At 63.5% G+C, this 25,010-nt stretch carries 18 protein-coding genes and 1 riboswitch; of the genes, 13 read left to right on the forward strand and 5 right to left on the reverse strand.

Translation table 11 applies throughout. The features are described 5' to 3' along the window. Window positions 1-938, reverse strand: a 938-nt coding sequence (locus tag CMN27_RS05480; protein ID WP_293624692.1) for a GAF domain-containing protein, incomplete at its 3' end; no start/stop codon positions are given. A 178-nt stretch (window positions 939-1,116) separates the two neighbouring features. Between CMN27_RS05480 and CMN27_RS05485 the strand changes: the two genes are divergently transcribed. Both CMN27_RS05485 and CMN27_RS05490 read left to right on the forward strand, forming a co-directional pair. Further along, window positions 1,117-2,574 carry an NAD-dependent succinate-semialdehyde dehydrogenase gene (locus tag CMN27_RS05485; RefSeq protein ID WP_293624694.1) on the forward strand — a complete coding sequence of 486 codons (1,458 nt, stop codon included), beginning with the start codon at window positions 1,117-1,119 and terminating at the stop codon, window positions 2,572-2,574. Window positions 2,575-2,696: 122 nt separating this feature from the next. Beyond that, window positions 2,697-2,972, forward strand: a complete 276-nt coding sequence (locus CMN27_RS05490) for a YrhK family protein (RefSeq protein WP_293624696.1) — start codon at window positions 2,697-2,699, stop codon at window positions 2,970-2,972. A 563-nt stretch (window positions 2,973-3,535) separates the two neighbouring features. Here the strand turns inward: CMN27_RS05490 and yccS are convergent. Further along, complete coding sequence (gene yccS / locus CMN27_RS05495) at window positions 3,536-5,677, reverse strand: YccS family putative transporter (RefSeq protein WP_293624698.1); 2,142 nt, start codon at window positions 5,675-5,677, stop codon at window positions 3,536-3,538. A gap of 209 nt (window positions 5,678-5,886) precedes the next feature. Between yccS and CMN27_RS05500 the strand changes: the two genes are divergently transcribed. From CMN27_RS05500 to CMN27_RS05550, 11 genes are all read left to right on the forward strand, one after another. After that, window positions 5,887-6,615 carry a sulfite exporter TauE/SafE family protein gene (locus CMN27_RS05500; protein ID WP_293624700.1) on the forward strand — a complete coding sequence of 243 codons (729 nt, stop codon included), beginning with the start codon at window positions 5,887-5,889 and terminating at the stop codon, window positions 6,613-6,615. A gap of 378 nt (window positions 6,616-6,993) precedes the next feature. Further along, window positions 6,994-9,102 (forward strand): carboxy terminal-processing peptidase, encoded by a 2,109-nt coding sequence (locus tag CMN27_RS05505; RefSeq protein WP_293624702.1) that lies wholly within the window; start codon window positions 6,994-6,996, stop codon window positions 9,100-9,102. 85 nt (window positions 9,103-9,187) lie between these two features. Continuing rightward, the gene (locus CMN27_RS05510; protein ID WP_293624704.1) at window positions 9,188-10,018 is read left to right on the forward strand and encodes an HAD-IA family hydrolase; all 831 of its coding nucleotides are present in this window, start codon (window positions 9,188-9,190) and stop codon (window positions 10,016-10,018) included. Window positions 10,019-10,206: 188 nt separating this feature from the next. Beyond that, a riboswitch (guanidine-I (ykkC/yxkD leader) is annotated at window positions 10,207-10,334 on the forward strand. 61 nt (window positions 10,335-10,395) lie between these two features. Further along, on the forward strand, window positions 10,396-11,445 hold the full coding sequence (locus CMN27_RS05515) for a putative urea ABC transporter substrate-binding protein (protein ID WP_293624706.1): 1,050 nt from the start codon (window positions 10,396-10,398) through the stop codon (window positions 11,443-11,445). Window positions 11,446-11,513: 68 nt separating this feature from the next. Continuing rightward, window positions 11,514-12,338: an ABC transporter permease subunit gene (locus CMN27_RS05520; RefSeq protein ID WP_293624708.1), complete on the forward strand. Its 825-nt coding sequence runs from the start codon at window positions 11,514-11,516 to the stop codon at window positions 12,336-12,338. After that, window positions 12,338-13,111 (forward strand): ABC transporter ATP-binding protein, encoded by a 774-nt coding sequence (locus CMN27_RS05525; RefSeq protein ID WP_293624710.1) that lies wholly within the window; start codon window positions 12,338-12,340, stop codon window positions 13,109-13,111. The genes CMN27_RS05520 and CMN27_RS05525 overlap by 1 nt, the downstream gene beginning before the upstream one ends. Beyond that, window positions 13,108-13,830 (forward strand): urea amidolyase associated protein UAAP1, encoded by a 723-nt coding sequence (locus tag CMN27_RS05530; RefSeq protein ID WP_293624712.1) that lies wholly within the window; start codon window positions 13,108-13,110, stop codon window positions 13,828-13,830. The genes CMN27_RS05525 and CMN27_RS05530 overlap by 4 nt, the downstream gene beginning before the upstream one ends. A 174-nt stretch (window positions 13,831-14,004) precedes the next feature. Continuing rightward, window positions 14,005-14,643 carry an urea amidolyase associated protein UAAP2 gene (locus CMN27_RS05535; RefSeq protein ID WP_293624714.1) on the forward strand — a complete coding sequence of 213 codons (639 nt, stop codon included), beginning with the start codon at window positions 14,005-14,007 and terminating at the stop codon, window positions 14,641-14,643. Window positions 14,644-14,965: 322 nt separating this feature from the next. Then, entirely contained in the window at window positions 14,966-18,574 is a 3,609-nt protein-coding gene (gene uca, locus CMN27_RS05540) for an urea carboxylase (protein ID WP_293624715.1), read from the forward strand. An 861-nt stretch (window positions 18,575-19,435) separates the two neighbouring features. Continuing rightward, the gene (locus CMN27_RS05545) at window positions 19,436-20,491 is read left to right on the forward strand and encodes a 2-oxoglutarate and iron-dependent oxygenase domain-containing protein (RefSeq protein ID WP_293624716.1); all 1,056 of its coding nucleotides are present in this window, start codon (window positions 19,436-19,438) and stop codon (window positions 20,489-20,491) included. Beyond that, a complete protein-coding gene (locus CMN27_RS05550) occupies window positions 20,488-21,153 on the forward strand; it encodes a hypothetical protein (RefSeq protein ID WP_293624717.1) in 666 nt (221 codons plus the stop codon). Before CMN27_RS05545 ends, CMN27_RS05550 begins: the two co-directional genes overlap by 4 nt. 24 nt (window positions 21,154-21,177) lie before the next feature. Here CMN27_RS05550 and CMN27_RS05555 read toward each other — a convergent pair whose 3' ends face one another. The 3 genes from CMN27_RS05555 to CMN27_RS05565 all read right to left on the reverse strand — a co-directional run bounded on the left by CMN27_RS05555 (window position 21,178) and on the right by CMN27_RS05565 (window position 24,930). After that, window positions 21,178-22,026 (reverse strand): glycine betaine ABC transporter substrate-binding protein, encoded by an 849-nt coding sequence (locus tag CMN27_RS05555; protein WP_293624718.1) that lies wholly within the window; start codon window positions 22,024-22,026, stop codon window positions 21,178-21,180. Between the two features lie 156 nt (window positions 22,027-22,182). After that, the gene (gene hemN / locus CMN27_RS05560; RefSeq protein WP_293624719.1) at window positions 22,183-23,568 is read right to left on the reverse strand and encodes an oxygen-independent coproporphyrinogen III oxidase; all 1,386 of its coding nucleotides are present in this window, start codon (window positions 23,566-23,568) and stop codon (window positions 22,183-22,185) included. A 108-nt stretch (window positions 23,569-23,676) separates the two neighbouring features. After that, window positions 23,677-24,930 (reverse strand): GGDEF domain-containing protein, encoded by a 1,254-nt coding sequence (locus CMN27_RS05565; RefSeq protein WP_293624720.1) that lies wholly within the window; start codon window positions 24,928-24,930, stop codon window positions 23,677-23,679. Window positions 24,931-25,010 lie beyond the last annotated feature (80 nt).

Consider the following 25,010-nt stretch of genomic DNA (forward strand, 5'->3'; position numbering starts at 1 on the left):
CCGCCAGTGTGGCCCAGCCGATCCTGCGCCTGCCGGAGCGAGCCGATACAGCGCTCCATCTCGATCTCCTCGCCCACGCAGCGTGCCAGCACGGCGATGAGATCAAGATCGGCCTGACTGAACAGCCCGTCCGCCTCGCGATCTGCGAACCAGAGGGTGCCGTGGCAAGCCGTGCCGACCAGAACCGGGCAGCCGATATAGCGACTCAGCTCGAGACGACCGGCATAAGCCCGTGGCGGCATGCGTTCGCAGGTCAGCCCGTCGCGACGGAACGCCGCGTTCTGGGCCAGCGTATGGTCGCAGTAGGTGTCGCCACGATTGAAGGCTTGCCCGACCTGCAGACCGGGCTCAGAGCCGACCGCCGCAACCACGACCAGTTCATCGCCATCCTGTTCGCTGATCGCGCCGCAGGCCAGGCCGAAGTGCTCGCAGCCGAATTCGAGCAGCGCCCGACGGCGCGCCTCGAACGTCAGCGCCGAATCGAACATGATGCCGCGCAGCGCATGCAGCACCTGTGTCTGACCCGCCAAGGCGCTCACTTCGTGCACGAATTCGAGATAGGCCAGGCCGCCGTCGCGCGGATCACGCAGGGTGGCAATCAGGGTCTGGCCGGCAAACGTGGCGCCGTCGCAGCGACGGCGATGCCCGAGCCAACGGATATAGCCCTGCCCCGTATCCGCGCTGGTCTGCTGGCACGCGCCGTCCGAGGCCGTTTGCTCGGCCTCGGCATACAAATCGCTTGCCTTGCGGCCGATCAGCTCGTCTTCCGAGCCGCCGAACAGCGCCAATGCGGCCGCGTTGGCAAAACAGATTCGCCGGCTACCGTCGGCACACAGCACCGCGTGTTCGGAGTGGGCGAACAGCTCGACCAGCGTCGCCTTCAGGGAATTCGCAGCAGCTGCGCCCGTATTCGCACCGGGCGGCCGTGGTTCGTGCATGTCGTGACTCGCGATGATCTAACCCTGCGAATCGATCGTTCACAGACCGACCATAGTACCCGCGCCGTGGCCGCCGATCGAATCCGGCACGCCGACCGCTGGAACCTTCGCCACCTGGTTGACACGGCCTTCTTGCGCCCCAAGGTCGAGGGCATTGCACGAATATCGAGGCACAGCCATGACGGACAGCCAAACCGAACTCTTTCGCGAACAAGCCTATGTCGGCGGCCGCTGGATCGATGCCGCGGAACACGCCCGCCGCGCCGTGGACAACCCGGCCACCGGCGAAACCATCGGCCATATCCCGGATCTTGAGCCGGCGCGTCTGCAGGGGGCCATCGACGCCGCCGATGCGGCGTTCAGGCGCTGGCGCGAAACGGCTGTGACCACCCGCGGCGACAAGCTGCTGGCCTGGTACGACGGCATGCAGCAAAACCGCGAAGCCCTGGCGCAGCTGATGACCCGCGAGCAGGGCAAGCCGATCGCCGAAGCCCGCGGCGAAGTCGATTATGCGGCCAGCTTCATTCGCTGGTTTGCCGAAGAGGGCCGGCGCAGCAACGGGGTGAACATCCCGGCCGAAAACGCGGATATGGCGCTGGGTACGGTCGAGGAACCGGTGGGCGTGGTGGGCGTGATCACGCCCTGGAACTTCCCGTTGGCAATGATCACGCGCAAGGCCGCCGCGGCGCTGGCCGCCGGCTGTACCGTGGTGGTCAAACCGGCCAGCGAAACCCCGTTTTCGGCGCTCGCCCTGGCCGCCCTGGCCGAACAGGCAGGCCTCGACGACGGCGAATTCAACGTCGTGACCGGGGACGCGGAGCGCGTCTCTCGGGCCATGTGCGACGACAGCCGCGTGCGTGCGCTGTCGTTCACCGGTTCCACGCCGATCGGGCGTCAGCTGTTGCGCGACGGCGCGGCCACGGTCAAACGCATGTCCATGGAACTCGGCGGCAACGCGCCGTTCATCGTCTGCGAAGACGCGGATCTGGACAGCGCGGTGGACTCGGCCGTGGCCGCGAAGTTTCAGACCAGCGGTCAGGACTGTGTGGCTGCCAACCGCATATTCGTGCACCGCACCTTGTACGACGACTTCGTGGCCCGCTTTGCCGAACGCATGAACGCAATGACGGTGGGCAACGGCGCTGACGAAGCGACCGAAATCGGGCCGCTCATCCACGAGCGTGCGGTCGAGAAGGCACAGGCCCTGGCCGACGATGCCGAAAGCAGGGGCGCACGCGTGATCGGTCGTGCCCAGGCCGAAGCGCCGGGCACGCGCTACTTCATGCCGACGTTACTGGCCGATATCACCCCCGAGATGCGTATCTTCTCCGAGGAGGCCTTCGCGCCGCTGGCGGCGGTCTGTGCCTTCGATGACGACGACGACGTGATCGCCCAGGCCAACGATACCGAGTACGGGCTGGCGGCCTATGTGCATACCCATTCGGACGCCCGGATCCGCAAGTTCATGCGCGCCCTCGACTACGGCATGGTAGGCGTGAACACCATGGACATTACCGGCCCGCACGTGCCCTTCGGCGGCATGAAGCAATCCGGGCTGGGCCGCGAAGGCGCGCATGCCGGCATGCAGGAATATCTGGAAACCAAGTATTACTGCCTGGGTGGCGTACCGGCCTGATCGAGACGCCACGCCGGGCCACGGCCGGTTATTCGGCGGGTCCGGCGTGGCGCTGCGCTGGTGAGCGCTGGCGCAGTTCGGCTATGTTTTGAGTTTTCACCCCCGCATAAAGGAAGCGATTCATGGCCGCCATGTTCGAACCCAAACACGCCGCCACCCACAAGGAACGCCGGGTCTACGGCCGCTACGAAAAGCTTTATACCCTCAACGACTTTCTGGCGGCGCTGTATTTTCTGGTCGGTTCGGTGATGTTCTTCTATGAAAGCCTGATGATCGCCGCAACCTGGTGCTTCACACTCGGCTCGGTGCATTTCCTGCTGCGCCCGACGATCAAGGTCGCCCGCGAATTTCATATCGCCCAGCTGCCGCTGCCGGGCGACGACGAACGCCGCTCTTGATCATGTATGAAACGCAGCGGGTTGCCATCGAGCAGACCGGTGGTCCGCAAATGAACGCGAAGAAACGCGAATAAGACAAAAGAGCGCAGGTGAGCTTTTTTTCGCGCCGTACGATCACGGCCGCCGGCAGATGGGCGCCGATATTGCGATTCCCGTGATCAACCTCGATGTGGCTTCGTTCTTCAAGAGCAACCACAGATTGCGCGGATTGCGCAGATGAAGATGAACAAGCGCCGCAGATGCGTCGAACGGCCACGAAGCCCCGTCTTCGATCTGCGTGATCTGCGTCGATCTGCGGACTTTTCCTTACCGCTAATGCCAGCGAAGCCGACGCGCCGATGGCGTACGTCAACCGACACGGCCGAATCGATACATCTGCGTAATCGACGCAATCTGCGGATAAACCGCTTCTTGATCAAGGTATTCAACGCAGCGGGCTGTTCTCGATCAGGCAGATTGCCCCAACGCGAAGAACCACGAACAAGGCAAAAGCGCGGTCGCTCGAAGGCCAGTGGGCGTGTGCTCAAGCTGCATACTGAACTTCGGCCATAGTCAGCACGCCGCTAACGTACCAGCGCCTGACCCACCCGCCGCAGCCGCGGCAGCTCGTCGAGCAGTTGGGCGAGCTGGCCGCGGATCAGCCGCTGGGGCTCAATATTGTCCAGCGGCATGGCGGTGAGCGCATCCCGAAGGCTGTGTTCGTGTTCGCTGTCCACCGGCATGGGTTCACCGCGCACGAGCGCATGCCCGGCCTCTTCCAGCGTATCGGCGATATAGGCGGCCACCTGTTCGAGCAGTGTGTTGCCCGCATGCGCCGGCAGCACCTGGCGGTGGGCGCCCAGCGTGGACAGATGCGCGATCAGCGTCTGCGCACAGGCCAGCACGGCCAGCGACTGCTTGCTGTCGGCACGCGCGCCGTGCGGGTCCTTGAGCGCAGATGAGACGTGGGTGCTTACGGCTGCGTCTGCGTTGTGCGCATCGCGACGGGCAATACGATAGTCCAGGTCGTCACGTTTGCCGTGGCGATACTGAACGAAGATCGCGCGCAGATAGCGGCCATTGGCAGCCAGCGCATCGGCCAGGCGCTGGTGCAGTTCGCGCGAACGCCAGTCCGGCAGCACCAGCCGCATGGCCGCAAATGCGATCGCGCCGCCGATCAGGGTATCCAGCAGGCGCGGCACGATCAGGTCGAAGCCGTTGCCGACCTGGTTGAAGGCCAGCAACACGAGCACGCTGATGGCCGCCGCGGCCACCACATAGCGCCGAAAACGAGTGGCGAAAAACGTGACCCCGGCGGCAATGGTCAGCAGCAGCTGGATTTCGGTGCCCGGGAAAAGCTTGAGCAGCGCCCAGCCGACCACCAGGCCGAACACCGTGCCGCTCACACGCTGGATGGCACGCTTGCGGGTCGCGCCGTAATCGGGCTGGCACACCAGCATCACGGTCAGAAGAATCCAGTAGCCCTGCTCCGGGTGCACGATCTTGAGCACGGCATAGCCCACGAGCATCGCCAGCCCCAGGCGCAGGCCGTGGCGAAAACGCGCCGAGGCGGGGGTGAGTTCCACCGCAATACGGCGCAACCCTTCGGCCAGGCTGGCCGGGGCCGGATTCTGCAGCCGCTGCTCTTCGGCCTGCTCGACCGGCGCCTTGGCGGTGGCCACACGCTCGGCCAGCGAATCGAGGTTGTCGGCCAGTTCCTCGACCACGCCAAGCAGCTCGCGGCCCGGCGCGTTTTCACGCGCGCGCTGATAGGCAAGCGCGGCATCGAATTCGCGACGCGCCGTATTCACCGCCGAAAAGCCGCGGGTGGGTTGGTAGCGCAGCCCGGCCGCGCGCTCGCGACAGGCGCCGGCCACGGCCATGACCAATCGCTGTGCCCGAAACATCAGGTCGCTGTGAAAGAAGGCATGGGTCAGACGGGCATAGGGATGATGCGAGGAGGCCGCGCGTTCGTGAATATCCTGTGCGGCCAGATACAGGCGCAGATTCTCGTTCATGGCCGAGCGTGAGCGACGCCCGTCGAGGCGGTCGATCAATGCGAGACGAACCTCGTTGAGGGCGGCCACGACGGCCGCATTGGCATGGGCGAGCGCGTTGCGACAGGCCACGATATCCAGACCGCGGCTGGGTTCGAACAGGCGGGCCTTGCAGTCCAGATAGTCGCCGAGCGCCTCGTAGAGTCGGGCCAGGGCATGGCGTACCGGCCGATGTACGAACACCGCGTTCCAGACCAGCGACAACACTCCGTACCAGCCGGCGCCGGCCACCAGCAGCGCCGGTTGGCGCCAGAAGGTGTCGGCCACGGGATGCTGGTCGCGCCCGATCATGCCGTAGACGGCCAGCAGTAACGTCGCGTTGCTGATGGTGGCATAGCGCGGGCTGGCCGCGCCCATCATCACGAGCACGAACGGCCCCAGCGCCAGGGCAACGCCGAATACCAGCGTACGCTCGAACAGCAGCTGTACCAGCAGCGCGGCGGCCGCAAAACAAAGCAACGTCACGGCCAGGGCGCTCGCGCGGCGGCGCCAGCTATCGTCAGTCTCCGCGATCGCGGCCGCGATCACGCCGAGCATGAGGGGAATCAGCTCGTGGACATTGTCGCCCAGCCCGGCATAGAGCATCACCCCGGCGAGCGCGGCAAACACGCGCAGTGCATCGGCAAAGCGCTCGAAGGCGAGCAGGTATTGGAGACGGTGCCAGCGCAATCCGACGATCCCGGGCGAAATTCAACCATCGTATTCTAGACGTTCGCAGCGCTCATACGCTGGCCGCGGCATGCCGTCGCCCCGCCGCGACGCGCAACCGTGACACATCGGGGACGACGCGCGCGCGGCAAACATATACCCTGCCACGCGCCGCGCCGGATGGCGGCGCAGATCAGGGCCGGTATAGCCGGCGCCAGACCGGGAAGGCCGTGCAGATTCTGTTGTTCAACCTCGCCGCATTCGCCGGTGCCTGTGCCCAGGGCATGACCGGCTTTGGCTCGGGTACGCTCACCGCCTCGCTGCTGGTGATGCTGTTTCCGTTTCGCGACGTGGTCGCGACGGTGGCCATGCTCGTACTTGTGCCCAACCTGATGCTCACCTGGCTGACCCGCCACGAAATGGACTGGCACCGCGGGCCCGTGGCCGCGCTCGGCCTGTCGCTGGGCATTATCGTGGGCGGCCAGCTGCTCGCGATTCTACCGGCCGAGCTGCTACGCCGCGGGCTGGGCATGGCCATACTCGTATACGTCGCCCTTATGCTCTGGCGCACGCCCACCCCGGAACAGGCACCGCCGCGCTCGGTCCGCGAGGGCGGTTTTTTGTTCGGTAGCGGTGCGGCAGCCGGGGTGATCGTGGGCGCGGTGGGCGTATCCCCCATCCCGCTTTTGATCTACGTGAGCCTGCGCTATCCCAAGCAGATCGCCCGCTCGGTGCTCACGCTCGCCTTCTTCTGCGGCACCATCACCCAGAACATCGTCTACTATCAGCTTGGCCTGCTCACCGGCGAACTGGCGCTGATGGCGCTTTTGACCGTGCCGGGGATCGCGCTGGGCCTGCTGGTGGGCAACCGGCTGCACTACCGGATCAACCAGAAGACTTTTGCACGCGCCCTGGCCCTGATTCTGCTATTTCCGGCGCTGCGTCTGGTCTGGGGTTGATCGAGGCCTGGGTGCCATGTGCCGGCGTCGAGATCATATCGGCATTGCACCCTACCCGCGCGCACGGGCATGATTCCATGAGTGAAATATCGGTTATCGCCGCGTGTTCAGCCGATCGCCCGTCATTCTCGACCTCGGCGGGCCATGGCACCACAAACCGGTTTGTGATCGCGAATATGACACCGGCATGCACCGATACCGACGCAAAGATGGCCCGTACGTCCCCTGTTTGGTGCCGGTCATCACGAATAATTCGTGTATCGTGAAAGCGATACGCCATAATGGGGACAATGGCGATAACTGTTTAAGCCTGCGGCCGCCCTGGGCGCCATGCAGGCAGATTATGCCGCCGACTCCGGCCAATCAATGAGTTCCTTCATGCGCAAGCTTGCCCTGCTTTTCCTGATTGCCCTGTTCGTGTTCGCGCAGACCGGCTGCGCGGCCGATTCACCGGCCGATCCGGAGCCGGTACCCGACGCGGGCGGTGGCGCCGCCGAGGGCTATTCGCCGCTGGTGCCTGACGATAACCAGGCCAAGATCGACCGCGAAATCGTCAAGCAGCTGCAGCAGAATCACTACAACAAGGTCGAACTCGACGACGAATTTTCCGAGAAGTTCTTCAACGCCTATCTCGACGAGCTCGACGGCACCCGCGGGGTGTTTTTGCAATCGGATATCGATCGCCTGCGCGACAAATACGAGCACGCGCTGGATGACGAGCTCAAGGAAGGCCAGACCCGGGCGGCCTTCGATATCTACAACACCTATCAGAAGCGGCGTATCCAGATCGACCAATGGGCGCTGGAGCGTATTTCGCAGGGCATCGACAGCTTCGATATCAGCGACGACGAAAGCTTCGATATCGACCGCGAGAGCGCGCCCTGGCCGGCCGATGCCGCCGCGCGTGAAGCGCTGTGGACCCAGCAGCTCGAGAATCAGTTGATCAACCTCAAGCTCAACGATCTTGACGAAGAGGAGGTGGAGAAACGTCTGACCCAGCGTTACTCCAACGAGCTCAAGCAGCTGCGCCAGACCGAGCCGATGGATGCGTTCTCGGCCTATATGGACGCCTACACGCACAGCTACGATCCGCATACCGATTACTTCTCGCCGCGGCGTTCGGAAGATTTCAATATCGACATGAACCTGCAGCTGCAGGGCATTGGTGCCGAACTGCGCTCCAAGAACGGCTATGCCGAACTGGTGCGCCTGATTCCCGGCGGGCCGGCGGCGAAGTCGGGCAAGCTCAAGCCCACCGACCAGATCATCGCCGTGGGCCAGGGCGAAGACGGCGAGTTCACCGACGTCGTGGGCATGCGTCTGGACGAAACGGTACAGCTCATCCGTGGCGAGAAGGGCAGCACCGTGCGCCTGCAAATCTCGTCGCAGGACGGCAGCCAGACCAAGACGGTGACGCTGGTACGCGACAAGATCGAGCTCAAGGACCAGGCCGCGCGCAAGCAGATCATCCAGCTCGAACGGGGCGGCCAGACCGTGGACGTGGGCCTGATCACCCTGCCCTCGTTCTATAACGGCACCGCCAAGGATGTTAAGAAGCTGGTGGTCGAACTCAAGAAGAACGAAGACCTCGCCGGCATCGTGCTCGACCTGCGCAACAACGGCGGCGGTGCACTCGGCGAGGCCATGAAGCTGACCGGGCTGTTCATGAACTCGGTGCCGGTCGTGCAGATCCGCGATGCCGACGGCAACGTCCAGGTGCTGGGCGATCGCAACGACGGCCCGGTCTACGACGGGCCTCTGGCGGTGATGGTCAATCGCCTGTCGGCCTCGGCTTCCGAGATTGTCGCCGGCGCCCTGCAGGACTACGGTCGGGCCATCGTGCTCGGCGGCCAGACCTTCGGCAAGGGCACGGTACAGACGCTGATGCCGCTCTCGGAAGGCCAGATCAAGCTCACTCAGGCCAAGTTCTATCGCGTGACCGGCGAATCCACCCAGGATCGGGGCGTGACCCCGGACCTGACCTTCCCGGCTGCCATCGACCCCAGCAAGATCGGCGAAAGCGCGCTGCCCAACGCCCTGCCCTGGGACCGGATCAAGCCCACCACCTACCCCTATTCCGATGAGATCGAGCAGCTGCTCGACACCCTCGAGCGCGGGCACAAGATGCGGGTGGAAAAAGACCCGGACTACAAGTACCGCGTCGACCGTATTCGTCTGGCCCGCCAGCAGAGCGAAAAGACCCGCGTCTCGCTCAACCTGGAAGAACGCCGCGCGGAGCAGGAAGCCCTCAAGCAGCAGAGCCTGCGTCTGGCCAACACCCACCGCGAAGCGACCGGCGAAGAACCCTTCGAAGACTACGCCGCGTTCGAGAAAAGCGAAGAAGGCGAAGACCCGCAGGAACAGGAACTCACCGGCCAGTCCCGCGACAAGGACGAAATCGACGCCTACCAGACCGAAAGCGCCCGCATCCTGCTCGACCTGGTGGAAGCCTTCATTCGCGAAAAACAGCAGGCGGACGCCGCGTGAAGTCCGGCATCAGCTCGCTTATCGGTCACAAACGCCGTTCGATGTCCGACTCGATCGGTATCGTCGCTCCTATCGGGCCGAACGTATGAGCATCCGTCAGCTACCCACGGGCGACCCGTGCGTGATCCTTATCGACTGGCACGCCACGCTGGTCAACACCCACGACGCGATGTATCACGCGGTCGACGATGTACTGCCACGCCTGGAGGATCTGGGCCTGCTTGAGCATCTGCTCGCCCCCGATCAGTCGAAGACAATCGAGGATGCGAAGCTGGTCAAGTACGTGCGCGACAACCGCGCACTGCATCCGCGCATCGTCGCCGAGCGCAAGATCTCGCGGACCGACATCTTCGAGGTGCTGTTTGGCGACAATCCGGATGCCAAGCAACGCGCGCACGGCGCCTTCGACGAGTCGTATCGCAAGTACGTGGGCGAGGTTACGCCGCTTGAGCCCGACACCCGCACCAATCTGCAGGCCCTGCGCGATCTGGATATCACCCTGGGGCTGATCTCCAACCGCAACCGCGAGTTCATGAATCACGAGCTTGCGATCGTGGACGGCACCGGCTGGCAGGATCTGTTCGACGCCATGACCTGCGGCAACGATGTACCGCATCGAAAACCGCATCCGCACCTGTTGCTCAAGGCGCTCGACCAGCTGGGGCGCGGTGCTGGCGACCACGTCTGGTATGTGGGCGATTCCACCACCGACGTGATCGCCGCCAAGCGCGCCGGCGTGACGGCAGTGTTCTATAACGGTGCAGGCTGGGATCAGCAGTGGATCGACAAGATCTTTCCCGGCACGGTGAGCCATCCGCACCGCCCGGACGCGGTCGTGGACAATCTCGGCGAACTCGTCGACCTGGCCCGTCATATGCGGGCCCAGCACCTGCGCGTGGAGCGTTCCCGCGACTGATGCCTCTTCGTCGCGCCCCGTTTGGGTGCAAAACCGGGCTTGAAACGGGCACGGCGTGGCATTGCCGACCGAAGTCGCTCGCAAGTCGCTGATTCTGCCTGGTCGCAGAGACCTGGCAAGGTTCCTGCATTAACCCCGATAACGAGTAAATCGGGTATCGGCAGCATCGGCTGCCCCACAATCAGTTTCCAATGGATGGCTAGGGTTCCGGTCGGTGCGACATGCAAGCGCCGATGGCTGGTCCGAGAGCCATCGACCTGCACCGCCAATCGCAAGATTGGCGCAGGTTACACGGCGGGATAAAAGCCCGGGAGGTCACCCAGCAGTTCGTCTGCGTCCGGTACCCCCTGTGTCAATCGCCGAAGTTGGAGACCGCCATGCCCCGTACGTCCCGCCTTGTTTCATCGCTTGCCATTGTCGCCTGTGCGCTCATGCCGCTGGGCGCGGCCCAGGCCAAGGACAACTTTCGCGTGTGCTGGTCGATCTATGCCGGCTGGATGCCCTGGAGCTACGCTGAGAGCTCCGGAATCATGGATAAATGGGCCGACAAGTACGACATTTCCGTCGAACTGGTCCAGATCAACGACTATATCGAGTCGGTGAACCAGTACACCGCCGGCAATGTCGACGGCTGTGCGATGACCAACATGGATACGCTGACCATTCCGGCGGCCTCGGGCGTTGATTCCACCGCCCTGCTCATCAACGATTATTCGAACGGCAACGACGGCGTGATCCTCAAGAACGCGGATTCGCTCGCGGATATCAAAGGCCGCCAGGTCAATCTGGTGCAGTTCAGCGTTTCCCACTATTTCCTTGCCCGTGCGCTGGATTCGGTCGGCCTGACCGAGCGCGACATCAAGACCGTGAACACCACCGACGCGGACATGGTCGGCATCTACGCCAACGACGACGTCGACGCGGTGGTGACCTGGAACCCGCAGCTGCAGGCCATCGATGCCATGCCCAACAGCAGCCTGGTCTATACGTCGGCCGAGATCCCGCGTGAAATCCTCGACATGCTGGTGGTGAACACGCAGACGCTGGCCGACAACCCGGACTTCGGTAAGGCCATGGTCGGCGCCTGGTACGAGGTCATGCAGCATATCGCCGACGGCGACGAAGACGCGCTGGCGGCCATGGCCGAAGCGGCGGGCACCGATGTGGCCGGCTACAAGCAGCAGCTTGCCGCCACCCATCTGTATACCGATCCGAGCGAGGCCGCCGAGCTGATGAACAGCGCCGAGCTGCTCGACACGATGCAGCGCATCGCCGAGTTCAGCTACAAACACGGCCTGCTGGGCCCGGCTGCCCCCGGTCCGGACTTCGTCGGTATCGAATCGCCGGCCGGCGTTTACGGCAACGAGTCCAACGTGATGATGCGCTTCGAGCCGAGCTTTACCGAAGACTACGCCGAGTCGCGCTGAGCCCGCTGCCCGCGCGGCGCCCGTGAGTTCGGGCGCCGCCTCTTCGGCCGAATCCAAGGACTGCCGCCATGAAGCGCCTGATCAACCTGAAGCCCGCACGCCCGGCGCGTGTCGCACTCGCGCTGTTGCCGTTTCTGCTGATCGCCTTTGTCTATCTCAGTGCCTCCAGCGCACGGCTGGCCGAAAATCCCAACGACCGGCTGCTGCCCTCACCGGCCAAAATGGCCGACACCATGCACGGCCTGGCCACCGAGGCGAACGTGCGCACGGGCAGCATTCCGCTCTGGGCCGATACCGCGGCCAGCCTGAAGCGGCTGGGCATCGGGGTGGGCATCAGCGCATTCGCAGCGCTCGTCTTCGGTCTGTTGAGCGGCGGGCTGCCATTGTTTCGGGCCCCGTTCTCGCCGCTGATCACCGTGGTATCGCTGATTCCACCGCTGGCGGTATTGCCGATTCTGTTCATCGCCTTCGGCACCGGCGAACTGGCCAAGATCGTGCTGATCATCGTCGGCATCACGCCGTTTCTGATTCGCGATCTCACCGGCGAGGCCCTTCGGCTGCCCGACGAACAGCGCATCAAGGCACAAACGCTCGGCGCGAACTCCTGGCAGGTGATGTTGCGCGTGCTGCTGCCCCAGCTCACCCCCAGGCTGATTTCGGCCACCCGCCTGGCCCTGGGCAGCGCCTGGCTGTTTCTGATCGCCGCCGAAGCCATCGCCGCCCAGGACGGGCTGGGCTATCGCATCTTTCTGGTGCGCCGCTATCTGTCCATGGACGTGATCCTGCCCTATGTGGCGTGGATCACCCTGCTGGCGTTCATCATCGATCAGGCGCTGCTCTGGATCTCGCGCCTGTCGTTCCCCTGGTATCACGTCGACGAGGGGAAGTCCTAATGAGTCTCGTAGAAGCCAAAGGGCTGGAAAAACACTACGGCGACGACGTGGTGCTGGAACGGCTCAACTTCAGCGTGGAACCCGGCGAATTCGTGACCATCGTCGGCGCCTCGGGCTGTGGCAAGACCACGTTCCTGAAAATGATGCTGGGCACCGAATCCATCACAAAGGGCCAGCTGCGGGTGGACGACAAGCCCATCCCCGGCGAGCCGGGCCCGGATCGGGGCGTGGTGTTCCAGCGCTATTCCGTTTTCCCGCATCTGACCGTGCTGGGCAATACCATCATCGCCGAAGAGCTCTCGCGCTCGCGCCTGTTCGGCAAGCTGTTCTGGCGCGGCCGGCGCAAGGCCCGCGAAGCGGCGCTGGAACGGCTCACCCAGGTCGGCCTGCAGCACGCGCTCGACAAATATCCGCACGAGCTGTCCGGCGGCATGCAGCAACGCCTGGCCATTGCCCAGGCGCTGATGATGAAGCCGCGCATTCTGTTGCTCGACGAACCCTTTGGCGCGCTCGACCCGGGCATTCGTCAGGACATGCACGAATTGGTCGGCAAGCTCTGGCGCGAACAGCAGCTCACCATCTTCATGATCACCCACGACATCGAGGAAGCCTTCGCGCTGGGTACGCGCGTCTGGGTTTTCGACAAGTGGCGTGACGACCCGCAGGCGCCCCAGGCCTATGGCGCCACCATCACCTACGACCTGGACGTGGAACGCAACCGCGAGGACGCGCCTTCCCAGGCAAAGCAAATCCAGGAGGACATGTACGCATGAGCGACTACGCCTATACCACCCACCTGCCCGGTGGCCAGCACTGGTCGCTGCGTCTGCGCCGTGGCACCACCATGACACTGACCGCGAGTGAGCCCGATACCAATGTCGGCATGCTCATGTACAACCCGGAGAATCTGCTCGAGCGGCTCAACCTGCCGGACAGCCTGAAGTGTCAGCACACCTTCAAGCTGACCCGCGGCAACTGCCTGTATTCGGACATGGGGCGGATCTTCGCCTCTATCGTCGAGGACGATCTGGGCTGGCACGACGCGGTCGGCGGCAACCTGCACGAACGCCATCTCATCGAAAAAGGCTGGCAGCCGGTGAGCTTTCAGGCCGCGCTCAACGACCGTACCCAGACCGGCCACGACAGCTTCCTGATCGAACTGGCCAAATACGGCCTGGGCAAGCGCGATCTCGCCGCCAACCTGAATCTGTTCTCCAAGGTCGCCGCCGACGACGACGGCAATCTGTCGTTCGTGTCCGGCCATTGCAAGGCCGGCGACTCGGTGACCCTGCGTTTCGAAATGGACACGCTGGTCGCCCTGCATACCTGCCCCCATCCGCTCGACCCGGCCGCCGAATACCCCAAGCGGGGCGTCGATATCGCGCTGGCAGAAGCTGCACCCGTGGCCGACGACGACGTGTGCCTGAACCACTGCGCCGAAAACGCACGTGGGTTCGAAAACAACCGTTTGTATTACCTCGGGGCAGCCTGATCGCTCGCCGGTAAAAGAACCATCCGCAGATCGACGCAGATCATCGCAGATAAGAAACCGGCGTATGCAAAGCCGGCGTCATTTTTATATCGGCGTCGATCTGCGTAGATCTGCGGACGATAAAAAGCGTTCCACGATTCCCGTGCATGAACGCTAGTAAGACAAGGAGCACTCATGACCATCGCAAGCCAGCAACGCGAAGAAAACGCGATCTTTCGCCAGCTCATCGACGCCGGCGATCATTACATCGGCACGGTCAAGGCCGGCCAGACGATTCGTATCGTCGACGTGGAAGGCAATGAAGCCGCCGATACGCTGTTCTTCAACGCCAACGATCCGTCCGAGCGCTACAGCGCGGTGGATACCGTACGCGAACAGGGCAAGGTCTATCTGAGCACCGGCAGCGAACTGCGCTCCAACCTGAACAACGTCATGCTCACCATCAGCGCCGATACCTGCGGCCGCCACGACACACTCGGCGGCGCCTGTGCCAGCGAATCCAACACGGTGCGCTACGACCTCGAAAAGCGCCACATGCATTCCTGTCGCGACAACTGGATGCTGGCCATCGCCAACTATCCGGAATACGGCATTACCAAGCGCGACATCGCCCACAACATCAACTTTTTTATGAACGTGCCGGTCACCGCCAACGGCGAGCTGTACTTCGACGACGGTATCTCCGGGCCCGGCAAATACGTGGAAATGGTGGCCGAAATGGACGTGGTCGTACTCATCTCCAACTGCCCCCAGCTCAACAACCCCTGCAGCGGCTTCAACCCCACGCCTTTGGAAGTGCTGATCTGGGATTGATGCCTGGTTCCAAGGTTTTCGTCCGCGAATGAACGCAAAAACGCGCAAATGAAAGAGCGCTGCTGAACGGATCGGCGCACGCCTCGCCGCCGACGGCTTCGTTCCTTCACGACTATCCACAGATGACGCAGATTTCACAGATGGTTAAGGAATACCTTATTACTCTTCCTGAATCTGTGCGATCTGTGAAATCTGTGGACAGAGGCCTTCCTTTTATTTGCGCTCGTTAGCGTTCATTCGCGGATAACCGTCTTCGGCCACGGGACGACTCGTGCGCCTTGAGAAACATGCGGGACGACCCGCGCCTGAGCGAAATCGAGCCATGTTCAAGAAAGTTCTGATCGCCAATCGCGGCGCCATCGCCCGTCGTATACAGCGCAGCCTCAAGGCCCTGGGCGTGGCATCCGTCGCGGTCTATGCCGAGGCCGACCGCGATGCGCTGTTCGTACAGGAAGCCGACGAAGCGTATTCGCTGGGCAGCGGCGGCGCGAGCGACACCTATCTCGACCGCGACCGGCTGCTCGCGATCGCGGCCGAAACCGGCGCCGAGGCGATCCATCCGGGCTATGGCTTTCTTTCGGAAAACGAAGACTTCATCGCCGCCTGCGAAAAGGCCGGCGTGATCTTTCTCGGCCCCACCGCCGAACAGGTGCACGCCTTTGGCCTGAAGCACGAGGCGCGCAAACTCGCCGAAGACGCGAACGTACCGCTGGTGCCCGGTTCGGCGCTGCTCGACGACGTGGACGAGGCCAAGCGGGAAGCCGACCGGATCGGCTATCCGGTGATGCTCAAGTCCACCGCCGGCGGCGGCGGTATCGGCATGCAGGTCTGCGAAACCGAGGCCGAACTCGCCCGAGCCTTCGACTCGGTACGCGGGCTCGGCGAGCGTAACTTCGGCGATGCGGGCGTATTCGTGGAAGCCTATATCGCACGTGCCCGGCATCTGGAAGTTCAGATCTTCGGCGACGGCCAGGGCCGCGTGGCCGCCATTGGCGAGCGCGATTGTTCCACCCAGCGCCGCAATCAGAAAGTGCTGGAAGAATGCCCGGCGCCGGCGCTGCCCGAAGCCGTGCGCCAATCCCTGCTCGATACCGCCGTGCGCCTGGGCGAAGCGGTGAACTACCGCAGTGCGGGCACCGTGGAATTCATCTACGACGCGAAGCGCGAGGATTTCTTCTTTCTCGAGATGAATACACGGTTGCAAGTCGAGCACGGCGTAACCGAAGAAGTTTACGGCGTGGATATCGTCGACTGGATGGTACGCCTCGGCGCCGGCGAGCTGGGCGATTTCGACGCGCTCACCGCCGATCTCAGCCCGCGCGGCCATGCCATCCAGGCACGCCTCTATGCGGAAGACCCGCACCAGGATTTTCGCCCCAGTGCCGGTCTGCTGACCCAGGTCGAATTTCCCAGTGGTGATGATCTGCGTATCGATCATTCCATCGAGGCCGGGCTTGAAGTCTCGCCGTTGTTCGACCCGATGCTGGCCAAGGTGATCGTGCATGCCCCCGATCGCGATACGGCGCGCGCGCGCCTTGCCGAAACGCTGGAACAAAGCGCGGTCTACGGCATAGAAACCAACCGTACATGGCTGGCCCACGTACTGCGCGATGACCGCTTTGCCGCGGCCGATATCCATACCCGCTGGCTGGCCGATCTGGCCTGGGCACCGCCGACCATCGAAGTGCTCGATGCCGGCACCATGACCACCATTCAGGACGTGCCCGGCCGTCTCGGCCACTGGGACGTGGGCGTGCCGCCGTCCGGGCCCTTCGACGACTGGTCGTTCAAGCTCGGCAATCGGCTGCTGGACAACGCCCCCGACGCGGCCGGGCTGGAAATCACCCTCACCGGGCCGCAGCTGCGCTTCAATCGCGCCACCCAAATCGTGCTCGCCGGCCCGCCGATCGACGCCACTCTGGATGGCGAGCCGGTCGACAACTGGCAGGTGCTGGATGTCGCCGAAGGCGCCGAACTCAAACTCGGCAAGATCGAGGGCGGCGCGCGCTGCTATCTGCTCATTCGCGGCGGTATCGACTGCCCCGCCTATCTGGGCTCGCGTTCGACGTTCACGCTCGGCCAGTTCGGCGGCCATGCGGGGCGTGCCCTGCGCAGCGGCGACGTGCTGCCGCTGGCCCCGTTGGAGGCGATCGAACCCGCAGCACTCGCAAAGGAACTACAGCCCGAATACGGCAAGCCAAACGAGACCGGCCGCCACTGGGAGATCGCCGTGCTCTACGGCCCGCACGGCGCGCCGGATTTCTTTACCGAAGACGATATCGACACGATATTCGCCACCGACTGGGAAGTGCATTTCAATTCCAATCGCACCGGCGTACGCCTGAAAGGCCCGCGCCCGGAATGGGCACGCGAAGACGGCGGCGAGGCCGGCCTGCATCCGTCCAATATCCACGACAACGCCTATGCCTTCGGCACCATCGATTTCACCGGCGATATGCCGGTGATCCTCGGCCCCGACGGCCCGTCGCTGGGCGGTTTCGTCTGCCCGGCCACCACCGTACGCGCCGAACGCTGGAAGCTCGGCCAGCTCGCCGCCGGCGATAGCGTGCGCTTCGTGTCGGTCACGCTTGCCACCGCAAGGGCAATCGACGAGCGCCAGCAAACCCTGCTGGAAACGCTCGCCGAAACGCCCAAACCGGCCTTCGCCGAGGATCGAAACAGCCCGATTCTGCGCGAACTGGATGCAGCGACCGCCGGTGAGCGGCTGGTGTATCGGCGCGCCGGGGACGAGTTCCTGCTGATCGAATTTGGCGAAATGCAGCTGGATATCGCTCTGCGTTTTCGGGCCCATGCCTGGATGCTCTGGCTGCGCGAGCATCCGCTCGAGGGCATGGCCGAACTCACGCCGGGCATTCGTTCGCTGCAAATCCACTACGACCCCAACGTGCTCGCCCTCGATACGCTGCTCGCCCATCTGGAAGGCGCCGAACGCGAACTGCGCGACGTGGAGGATCTCACCGTCGAATCGCGGGTCGTGCACCTGCCATTGTCCTGGGACGATCCGGCCTGTCAGGAGGCCATCGACGAGTATCAGCGCAGCGTGCGCCCGGATGCGCCCTGGTGCCCCAGCAACCTGGATTTCATCAAACGCATCAACGGCCTGGAAAGCCATCAGGCTATTCGCGACATCCTGTTCAACGCGCGCTATCTGGTCATGGGCCTGGGCGACGTCTATCTCGGTGCGCCGGTGGCCACCCCACTCGACCCGCGCCAGCGTCTGGTTACCACCAAGTACAACCCGGCGCGTACCTGGACAGCCGAAAACTCGGTAGGCATCGGCGGCGCCTATCTTTGCGTCTATGGCATGGAAGGCCCCGGCGGCTATCAGTTCGTGGGCCGTACGTTGCAGATGTGGAATCGCTACCGCGAAACCCGTCATTTCGAGAATCCCTGGCTGCTGCGCTTTTTCGACCAGCTGCGCTTCTACGAAGTCAGCCATGACGAACTCACCGAGATTCGGCGCGAGTTCATCCATGGGCGTTTCGACCTCAAGACCGAAACGGTTCAGTTTTCGTTGGCCGAGCACGAAGCCGCGCTCGAACCCGTACGCGACGAAATCGACGCGTTTCGCCAGCAGCGCGAACAGGCGTTCCAGGAGGAAATGGCGCGCTGGCGGGCCAACGGCCAGTTCACCTTCGAGGATCACACACCCGAGGTCAGCGAAACTGCCGAACTCGCCGCCAATGAAACCGGCGTCGACAGCCCGGTGTCCGGCAGCCTGTGGAAACTCCAGGTCGCCGAGGGCGATGCGGTCGAAGACGGCCAGGTCGTGGCCCTGGTCGAATCCATGAAGATGGAGGTCGAGATCGTCGCCCGCCAGGCCGGGGTTGTGGCGCGTCTGCCGATTGCTGAAGGCGGGGCCGTGGCGGCGGGACAGCCGGTGGTGATTGTTGATACGGGCGATGCTTGACGCTCCCGCACTTCGTTCTAAGACACGTTTGCCACAGATGGGCCCAGATCGACGCGGTTGGAAGCGCGATAGTGATATTCCCGAGGTTACGCCGCTGTTTCGATGCCACAAGTCTTTCGGCACTCACGAGTTTGCCGAAACTTTGGTTTCGCGCTGCTGCGCGACCCACTTTCGTTTGCTTGTCCAAACGAAAGTAGGCAAAGGAAAAGACACCCGGGTTACGCGTCGGCGCGCAGCGCGCCGAACCACTGCGATGCTCGAGCCGAAGCGATGCGGCAAAAACTCGCATCGCTTTCGCGATGCTCAAACACCTTGCCGCACCGGCGCAGTGCGCCGGACACCCTTCGGCCCTGCGCTTCTCGTTCGCTTCACACGGGGCCTGAATACAGGCGGATTAGCCCGTAGTCCTGAGCCGTTGCAGCTACGAACAAAGCTGCCGGCAGTGGCTGCGTTCTGTCGGATTACGCCTTCGGCTAATCCGACCTACAAAAGACGTGACCTTGAGCGAGCGCCAGCGACGCTTGCCTGTATTGGCCCCTTGGGCGTAGCGCCGAGTAGCGCGGATCGCGTGCGGAAAAAGGCGGCCGGATGTTTGAGCGTCAGCGAGTTTCCGGCCGTCCCGCTCGCGATCCGCGATAGGAGGGCATCGGCGCGTAGCGCCGACGCAAGACAGGGTGTCTTTTGCTTTGGTTACTTTCATTTGGACAAGCAAATGAAAGTGACTCGCACATCAGTGCGAAACCCCAAGCCGAAGCGTCCCCAAGAGTGGAGGCAACTCACATGCCGCCATACCCGTTATGGGAAGAACCGAAATAGCCAACCGCTCACGTATGAGAACGCAAACGTTTCAAGAGGTTTGAAATGACCACCCGCCAACCCACGGCCTTTGAATCCATCCCCGCCATCGATATCGCCCCGTTATTCGGCAGCAATACGACTGCAAGGCAGGCCGTGGCCGAAGAACTCGGCCGCGCTGCGCGTGAGGTCGGCTTCTTCTACGTAACCAACCACGGTATTTCCGAGGCGCGCCAGCAGGCGTTGTTCGACCAGACCGAACGGTTTTTCAAGCTGCCGCTGGAACACAAGATGGATTACTACATCGGCAAGTCCGATAACCATCGCGGTTATGTACCGGCCGGCGAAGAAGCGCCGGACCCAGCCAAGGCCGATGCCAAGGAGGCTTTCGACCTGTCGTTCGAACTGCCGGCCGATCATCCGGATGTGCAGGCCGGCACGCCCATGCTCGGCGCCAACGTCTGGCCCGATCTCGACGGCTTCGCCGACGATGTCTATGCCTATTACCAGGACGTGTTCAACGTCGGCCGGGCATTGATGGGCGGCTTCGAACAGGCGCTCGGACTCGAACAAAACACGCTGCTCGGCCAGGTGACCGAACCGCCGAGCCAGCTGCGTCTGATTCACTACCCGTTCGACCCGAGCGCGACCGATGCCCAGGGCATTGGTGCGCATACCGACTATGAATGCTTCACCCTGCTGCGCCCGACCGCACCCGGCCTGGAAGTCATGAACGGCGCCGGCGAGTGGATCGACGTGCCCTACCGGGCCGATGCACTGGTGGTGAACATCGGCGATATGCTGGAAATCTGGACCAACGGCGCCTTTGTCGCCACCTCGCACCGCGTCCGCAAGGTCAAAGAGGAGCGCTACAGCTTTCCCCTGTTCTTCGCCGCCGACTACCACACCGAAGTCGCGCCGTTAGCGCAGCTGCTCGAAGACGGCGAGACGCCGAACTACGAACCGCTGGCCGCCGGCGATCATCTCTGGGCCCAGACCATCCAGACCTTCAACTATCTCAAGAAACGCCTGGCTGCAGGCGAGATCGAACTGCCCGACGGTTCGCGTAGCGCCGGCAGCCTGGGCCAGCACGCCCGCCACAAGACAGACGGCGTATCGTGAGCCTGGTACCGACCCGCTACCACGGCCTGTGGCAGCGCACCCTTTATGCCGAGCCGGCCCGGGGCGAGCCCGACCGAGTCGACGACACCACACAGGTTTTCTGGCTGCAGGCCGGCGACTGGCATGCCGATCTGCGCGTGCCGACCGATCGTCCCGACTTCGCCGGCATTGAATCGCGGGCCGCCTGTCGACGCGATCAGCTCGAGTGGCTGGCCGGGCTGACCGCGTTTGCCGGCATCACCCGCGTCCAGGGCCCGTTCTGTACCTGGCATCGGCTCGTGGATCTGTCGCCCGGGCTGGATAAGGACATCGGCGTCATGCGGTTCATCGACGACGATACCCTCGAAGAATGCCACCCGAGCGGGCGCTATCGCGAAATCTGGCGGCGGTTGACGACGCTTGCCAGCGCCGAGCCGATCGTGGAACGCAATGCCGCCGGTCTGCCGTGCTGGCTTCAATACGGCGACCACGCCATGGCGATCGATGACCGCACCCCGGCCGACAACGCCCCCGATCTTCTCGCCGAACCCGCAGGCCTCGACACGGCGGCGTTGCAGGAGCGCCTGGCCGTCAACATCCGCTATGCGCGGCGCCGCGACCAGGCCTGGGAGGTTCAGCTATCCACCTGGCCCTGGCAGGAAAACCGACCGCTCATGACCTGACCGGCGTCGGCGTTTACGGCGCCGTCACTGGGTCGATGCCTTGCCCGTCCACTGGGCGATGACCTGCGGATGCTCGTCGATGAAGGTCTGGGCAGCTTCTTCGTAGGAGGTCTGCTCGGCGTTCACGAGCATGGTATTGATCTGCTCGAGCGTGTAGTGCATGCGCTTGAGCATGGCGTGTACCTCGGGCGCGCTCTCGGCCAGGCCGGGGCTTGCGATGGCGTCGACGTGCTCGCGGGCGCCGAGCAGGCCTTCTGGATCATCGAGATAGCGCAGGTCGAATCGCTCCCACATCCAGTGCGGGCTCCAGGCGGTCACCGCGATCCATTCCTTGTTATCGATCGCACGCTTGAGCGCGGCCGTCATGGCTGCACTGCTGGCGGTGATCAGTCGGTAGTCGTCGTCCAGGCCGTAACCGTCGATCGTCTCTCGCGAGACCTGCATCAGCCCGGCCCCGGCCGAAATACCCTGGATACGGCCGCCGAGCTTGTCCACCACGGCCGGCTTTTTCATGTCGCTGATGCTCGCCAGCTGTTCCTCGGGTACGTAGGACGGCACGGCCCAGCCCAGACGCGCACCGTCGAACAGCTCGCCCAGGTTGTCGACCTTGTCGCCCACCCGATCCATATAGGCACCGTGCGTGCGCGGCAGCCAGGCGACCAGAAACAGCGAGCGCTCGTCGTTGGCCACGCCGAGAAACGCCGGACCAACGGCCACCATCTTGAGCTCGACCGGAATATCGTATTCCGATTCGATCACGTGCCTGGCCACATGGCTCATCACCTGGCCTTCGGCATATTCGTCGACATAGATCCGAATCGGATCGGGCTCGGCGGCCACCGCCGTGCCGCCCCCCCAGCGACGAGAACGCACAGACCGCGACCACCAAAGCTAAAGACAGACGTTTCATCACCGTGCCACCCCCGAAGTTATCCAGATAACCCTGAGTGTTCGGGATAAGGCGTTACGGCGCAACCGACCCGGACCGTCGTCCCGGCTCGCACCGCTTAACCGCGAAACCGAGCCGGGTCAGATCACCCGCGAAAAGCGTGCCGGAATGTCGGGTGCCTTGAGGTAGGCATCGAAGACCATTGCAATCGGGCGCAGCAGCAGCCGGCCACGATCGAGGATATCGATCCCTTCGGCGTCGACGTTGATCAGCGCATCGTCGGCGAGGGCACGCAGGGATTCGAGTTCGCGGGCAAAGTAATCGTTGAAGACGATGCCATGGCGCGCCTCGATCGGCGCGAAGTCGAGCCGGTTATGGCACATGAGGCCCTGGATCACGTCGCGGCGCAGCCGATCGTCGTCGCTCAGATGTACGCCCCGCTGAACCGGCAGATGGCCTTCGGCCAGCGCCTGCTGGTAATCCGGAATGCTCTTGCCGTGCTGGCTGTAGCTGTCGGCCACGCTGGAAATGGCGCTCATGCCCATGCCCACGAGATCGCAGCCGCGGTGTGTCGAATAGCCCTGGAAATTGCGATACAGCCGCCCCTCGCGCTGGGCCACGGCCAGTTCGTCGTCGGGCAGCGCGAAATGGTCCATGCCGATATAGACATAGCCGGCGGCGGTCAGCCGTTCGATCGCCAGCGCCATCAGGGCAAGCTTGGTTTCGGCGCTGGGCATGTCCTCGTCGTGAATCTGGCGCTGGGCGGAGAACAGCTGTGGCATATGGGCATAGCTGTAGAGCGCGATGCGATCGGGCCGGCGCAGGATGACTTCGCTGAGCGTGGCATTGAAGCCCGTCACCGACTGACGCGGCAGCCCGTAGATCAGATCGAAATTGACCGACTGAAACCCCACGCGGCGCAGTTCGTCGAGCACGCGGGCGACCTGATCCTTGGACTGGATCCGGTTCACGGCCCGCTGCACGTCGATATCGAAATCCTGTACCCCCAGGCTGGCGCGATTGAAGCCCAGGGCCGCCATCAGGCCGATCGAGTCGGTATCCACGGTGCGTGGATCGATTTCCATGGTGAATTCACGCGCATCGCTCGTATCGAGATCGAAATGCGTGTTCAGATCGGTCATCAGGGCGGTCATCTGTGCCGGCGTGAGATAGGTCGGCGTACCGCCGCCCCAGGCCATCTGCGATACCGTGCGATTGCCATCGTACAGCCCGCCCTGCAGGGCGATCTCGCTGCGCAACGCGGTAACGTAGCGGTCGATGATCTGTGGCTGGCGGGTGATCACCCGGGTGCAGGCACAGTAGAAACAGGGGCTCGAACAGAAAGGCAGATGCAGATAGAGCGACAGCGGGCCGCCGACGGCATTGCTCGCGGCCACGCGCTCGCGATAGGCAGCTTCGCCGAAATCCGCCGAAAAATGCGGCGCGGTGGGGTAGGACGTATAACGGGGGCCGCTACCGCTGTAGCGGCGCACCAGATCCAGGTCGAAAGACAGCGATGAGCCCATGACGTACGTCCGCGATGATATGAACCACGCAGGTTAGCGGTGTCGACACGGCCGCTATTTGATCTCGATCAATTTTGGCTCGGCGCGGATCAGTCGCGGGGGCCCTACTCACGCTGTCTGAACACGATCCCGGCCGGCGTTCTTGCCCCTGTAGAGAATCGCATCGGCCCGACGCAGCACGTCGTCCAGATGTTCGTCGTCGGGGCCAAGTTCGGTGACGGCCAGCGTTGCAGTCAGGCGCAGGTCGGCAGCACCGTTGACCCGCCCGCTGGCGGCCAGACGGCTGCGTATCGTCTCGGCAACGCCACAGGCGGTGGCGTGGTCTGTATCGGGCAGGATGATCAGGAATTCCTCGCCGCCCAGGCGGCCAAAGATATCGCATGACCGAAGTACGTCGCGGCACAGCTCGGCGGTGGCCACGAGCGCGGCATCGCCCACGGCATGGCCGTGGGTATCGTTGACGCGTTTGAAATGGTCGAGGTCGAGCATCACGAACGATAAGGGCCGACCGGTGGCGCGTGCCGTGGCCATCTCGCGCTGCGCCGCACTCGCATAGGCACGGCGGTTGCAGGCACCGGTCAGCGGGTCGGTAAGGGCCTGATTCTGGAGCTGGACCTCCAGGGCCGTACGCCGTTCGATTTCTGCCTCCGCCTGTTCCAGGGCCATGAATTCGCGTCGGCGCGTGATTTCGAATCGCTGGGCGGCAAACCAGCCGGAAATGGCTGGGATCAGCAGCAGCTCAGCGAGAATGATCATCCTTAACGGGGTGGTTTCGCTGATATTGATCGCAACGCAGACCAGCGTACCCACGATGGCATAGACGGCCACGCCGACCGTGTAGATAACGCGGTTGGGAAGCAGCACGAACAGTTCGATGATCAACGTCATGGTCACCGCCGCAAGCCAGCGGATATGCTCGTCGGGACTGACAAAATACAGCCCGAAGAACGAAGTCATGCCCAGCAGCATGGCAGCCGTCATGACCACACCCGAAGTGGCAAGCGCCGGCCTTCGCCGAACGAGTATGGCCCCGGCCAGCAACGCACAGAACAGGGTGAGCCGAACAGCCCAGGCACAGCCAAGCATGAACGACAGGCCGAACTGATAGTAATCGCTCAGACCGAAGAACAGCCACAGCACGCCCCAGACCACGAGCGCATGGCTGACATAGACCGCCAGAGATGCTTCGACATGACCCCGATAGCGCTGCTCGGTGTCGCATTCGACGAACTCCGCGCGCCAACGCGAAAGCCGGTAGCGACCGGACGGCTCCAGCGGCACCAGCGGCTCGGCGACGGACGCCATCTGCGAGGGTGCATTCGCCGGGCGGCTCGACTTGGCGGGCGGACACGGACGACTCATGGAGGCAGGCGATCAAGGCAGATCAATAATTATCGGCATTACCACGACCGGGCTTGAGTCATCCCTTGCATACCGGCCGT

Source organism: Salinisphaera sp. (assembly GCF_002729955.1).
GTDB lineage: Bacteria > Pseudomonadota > Gammaproteobacteria > Nevskiales > Salinisphaeraceae > Salinisphaera.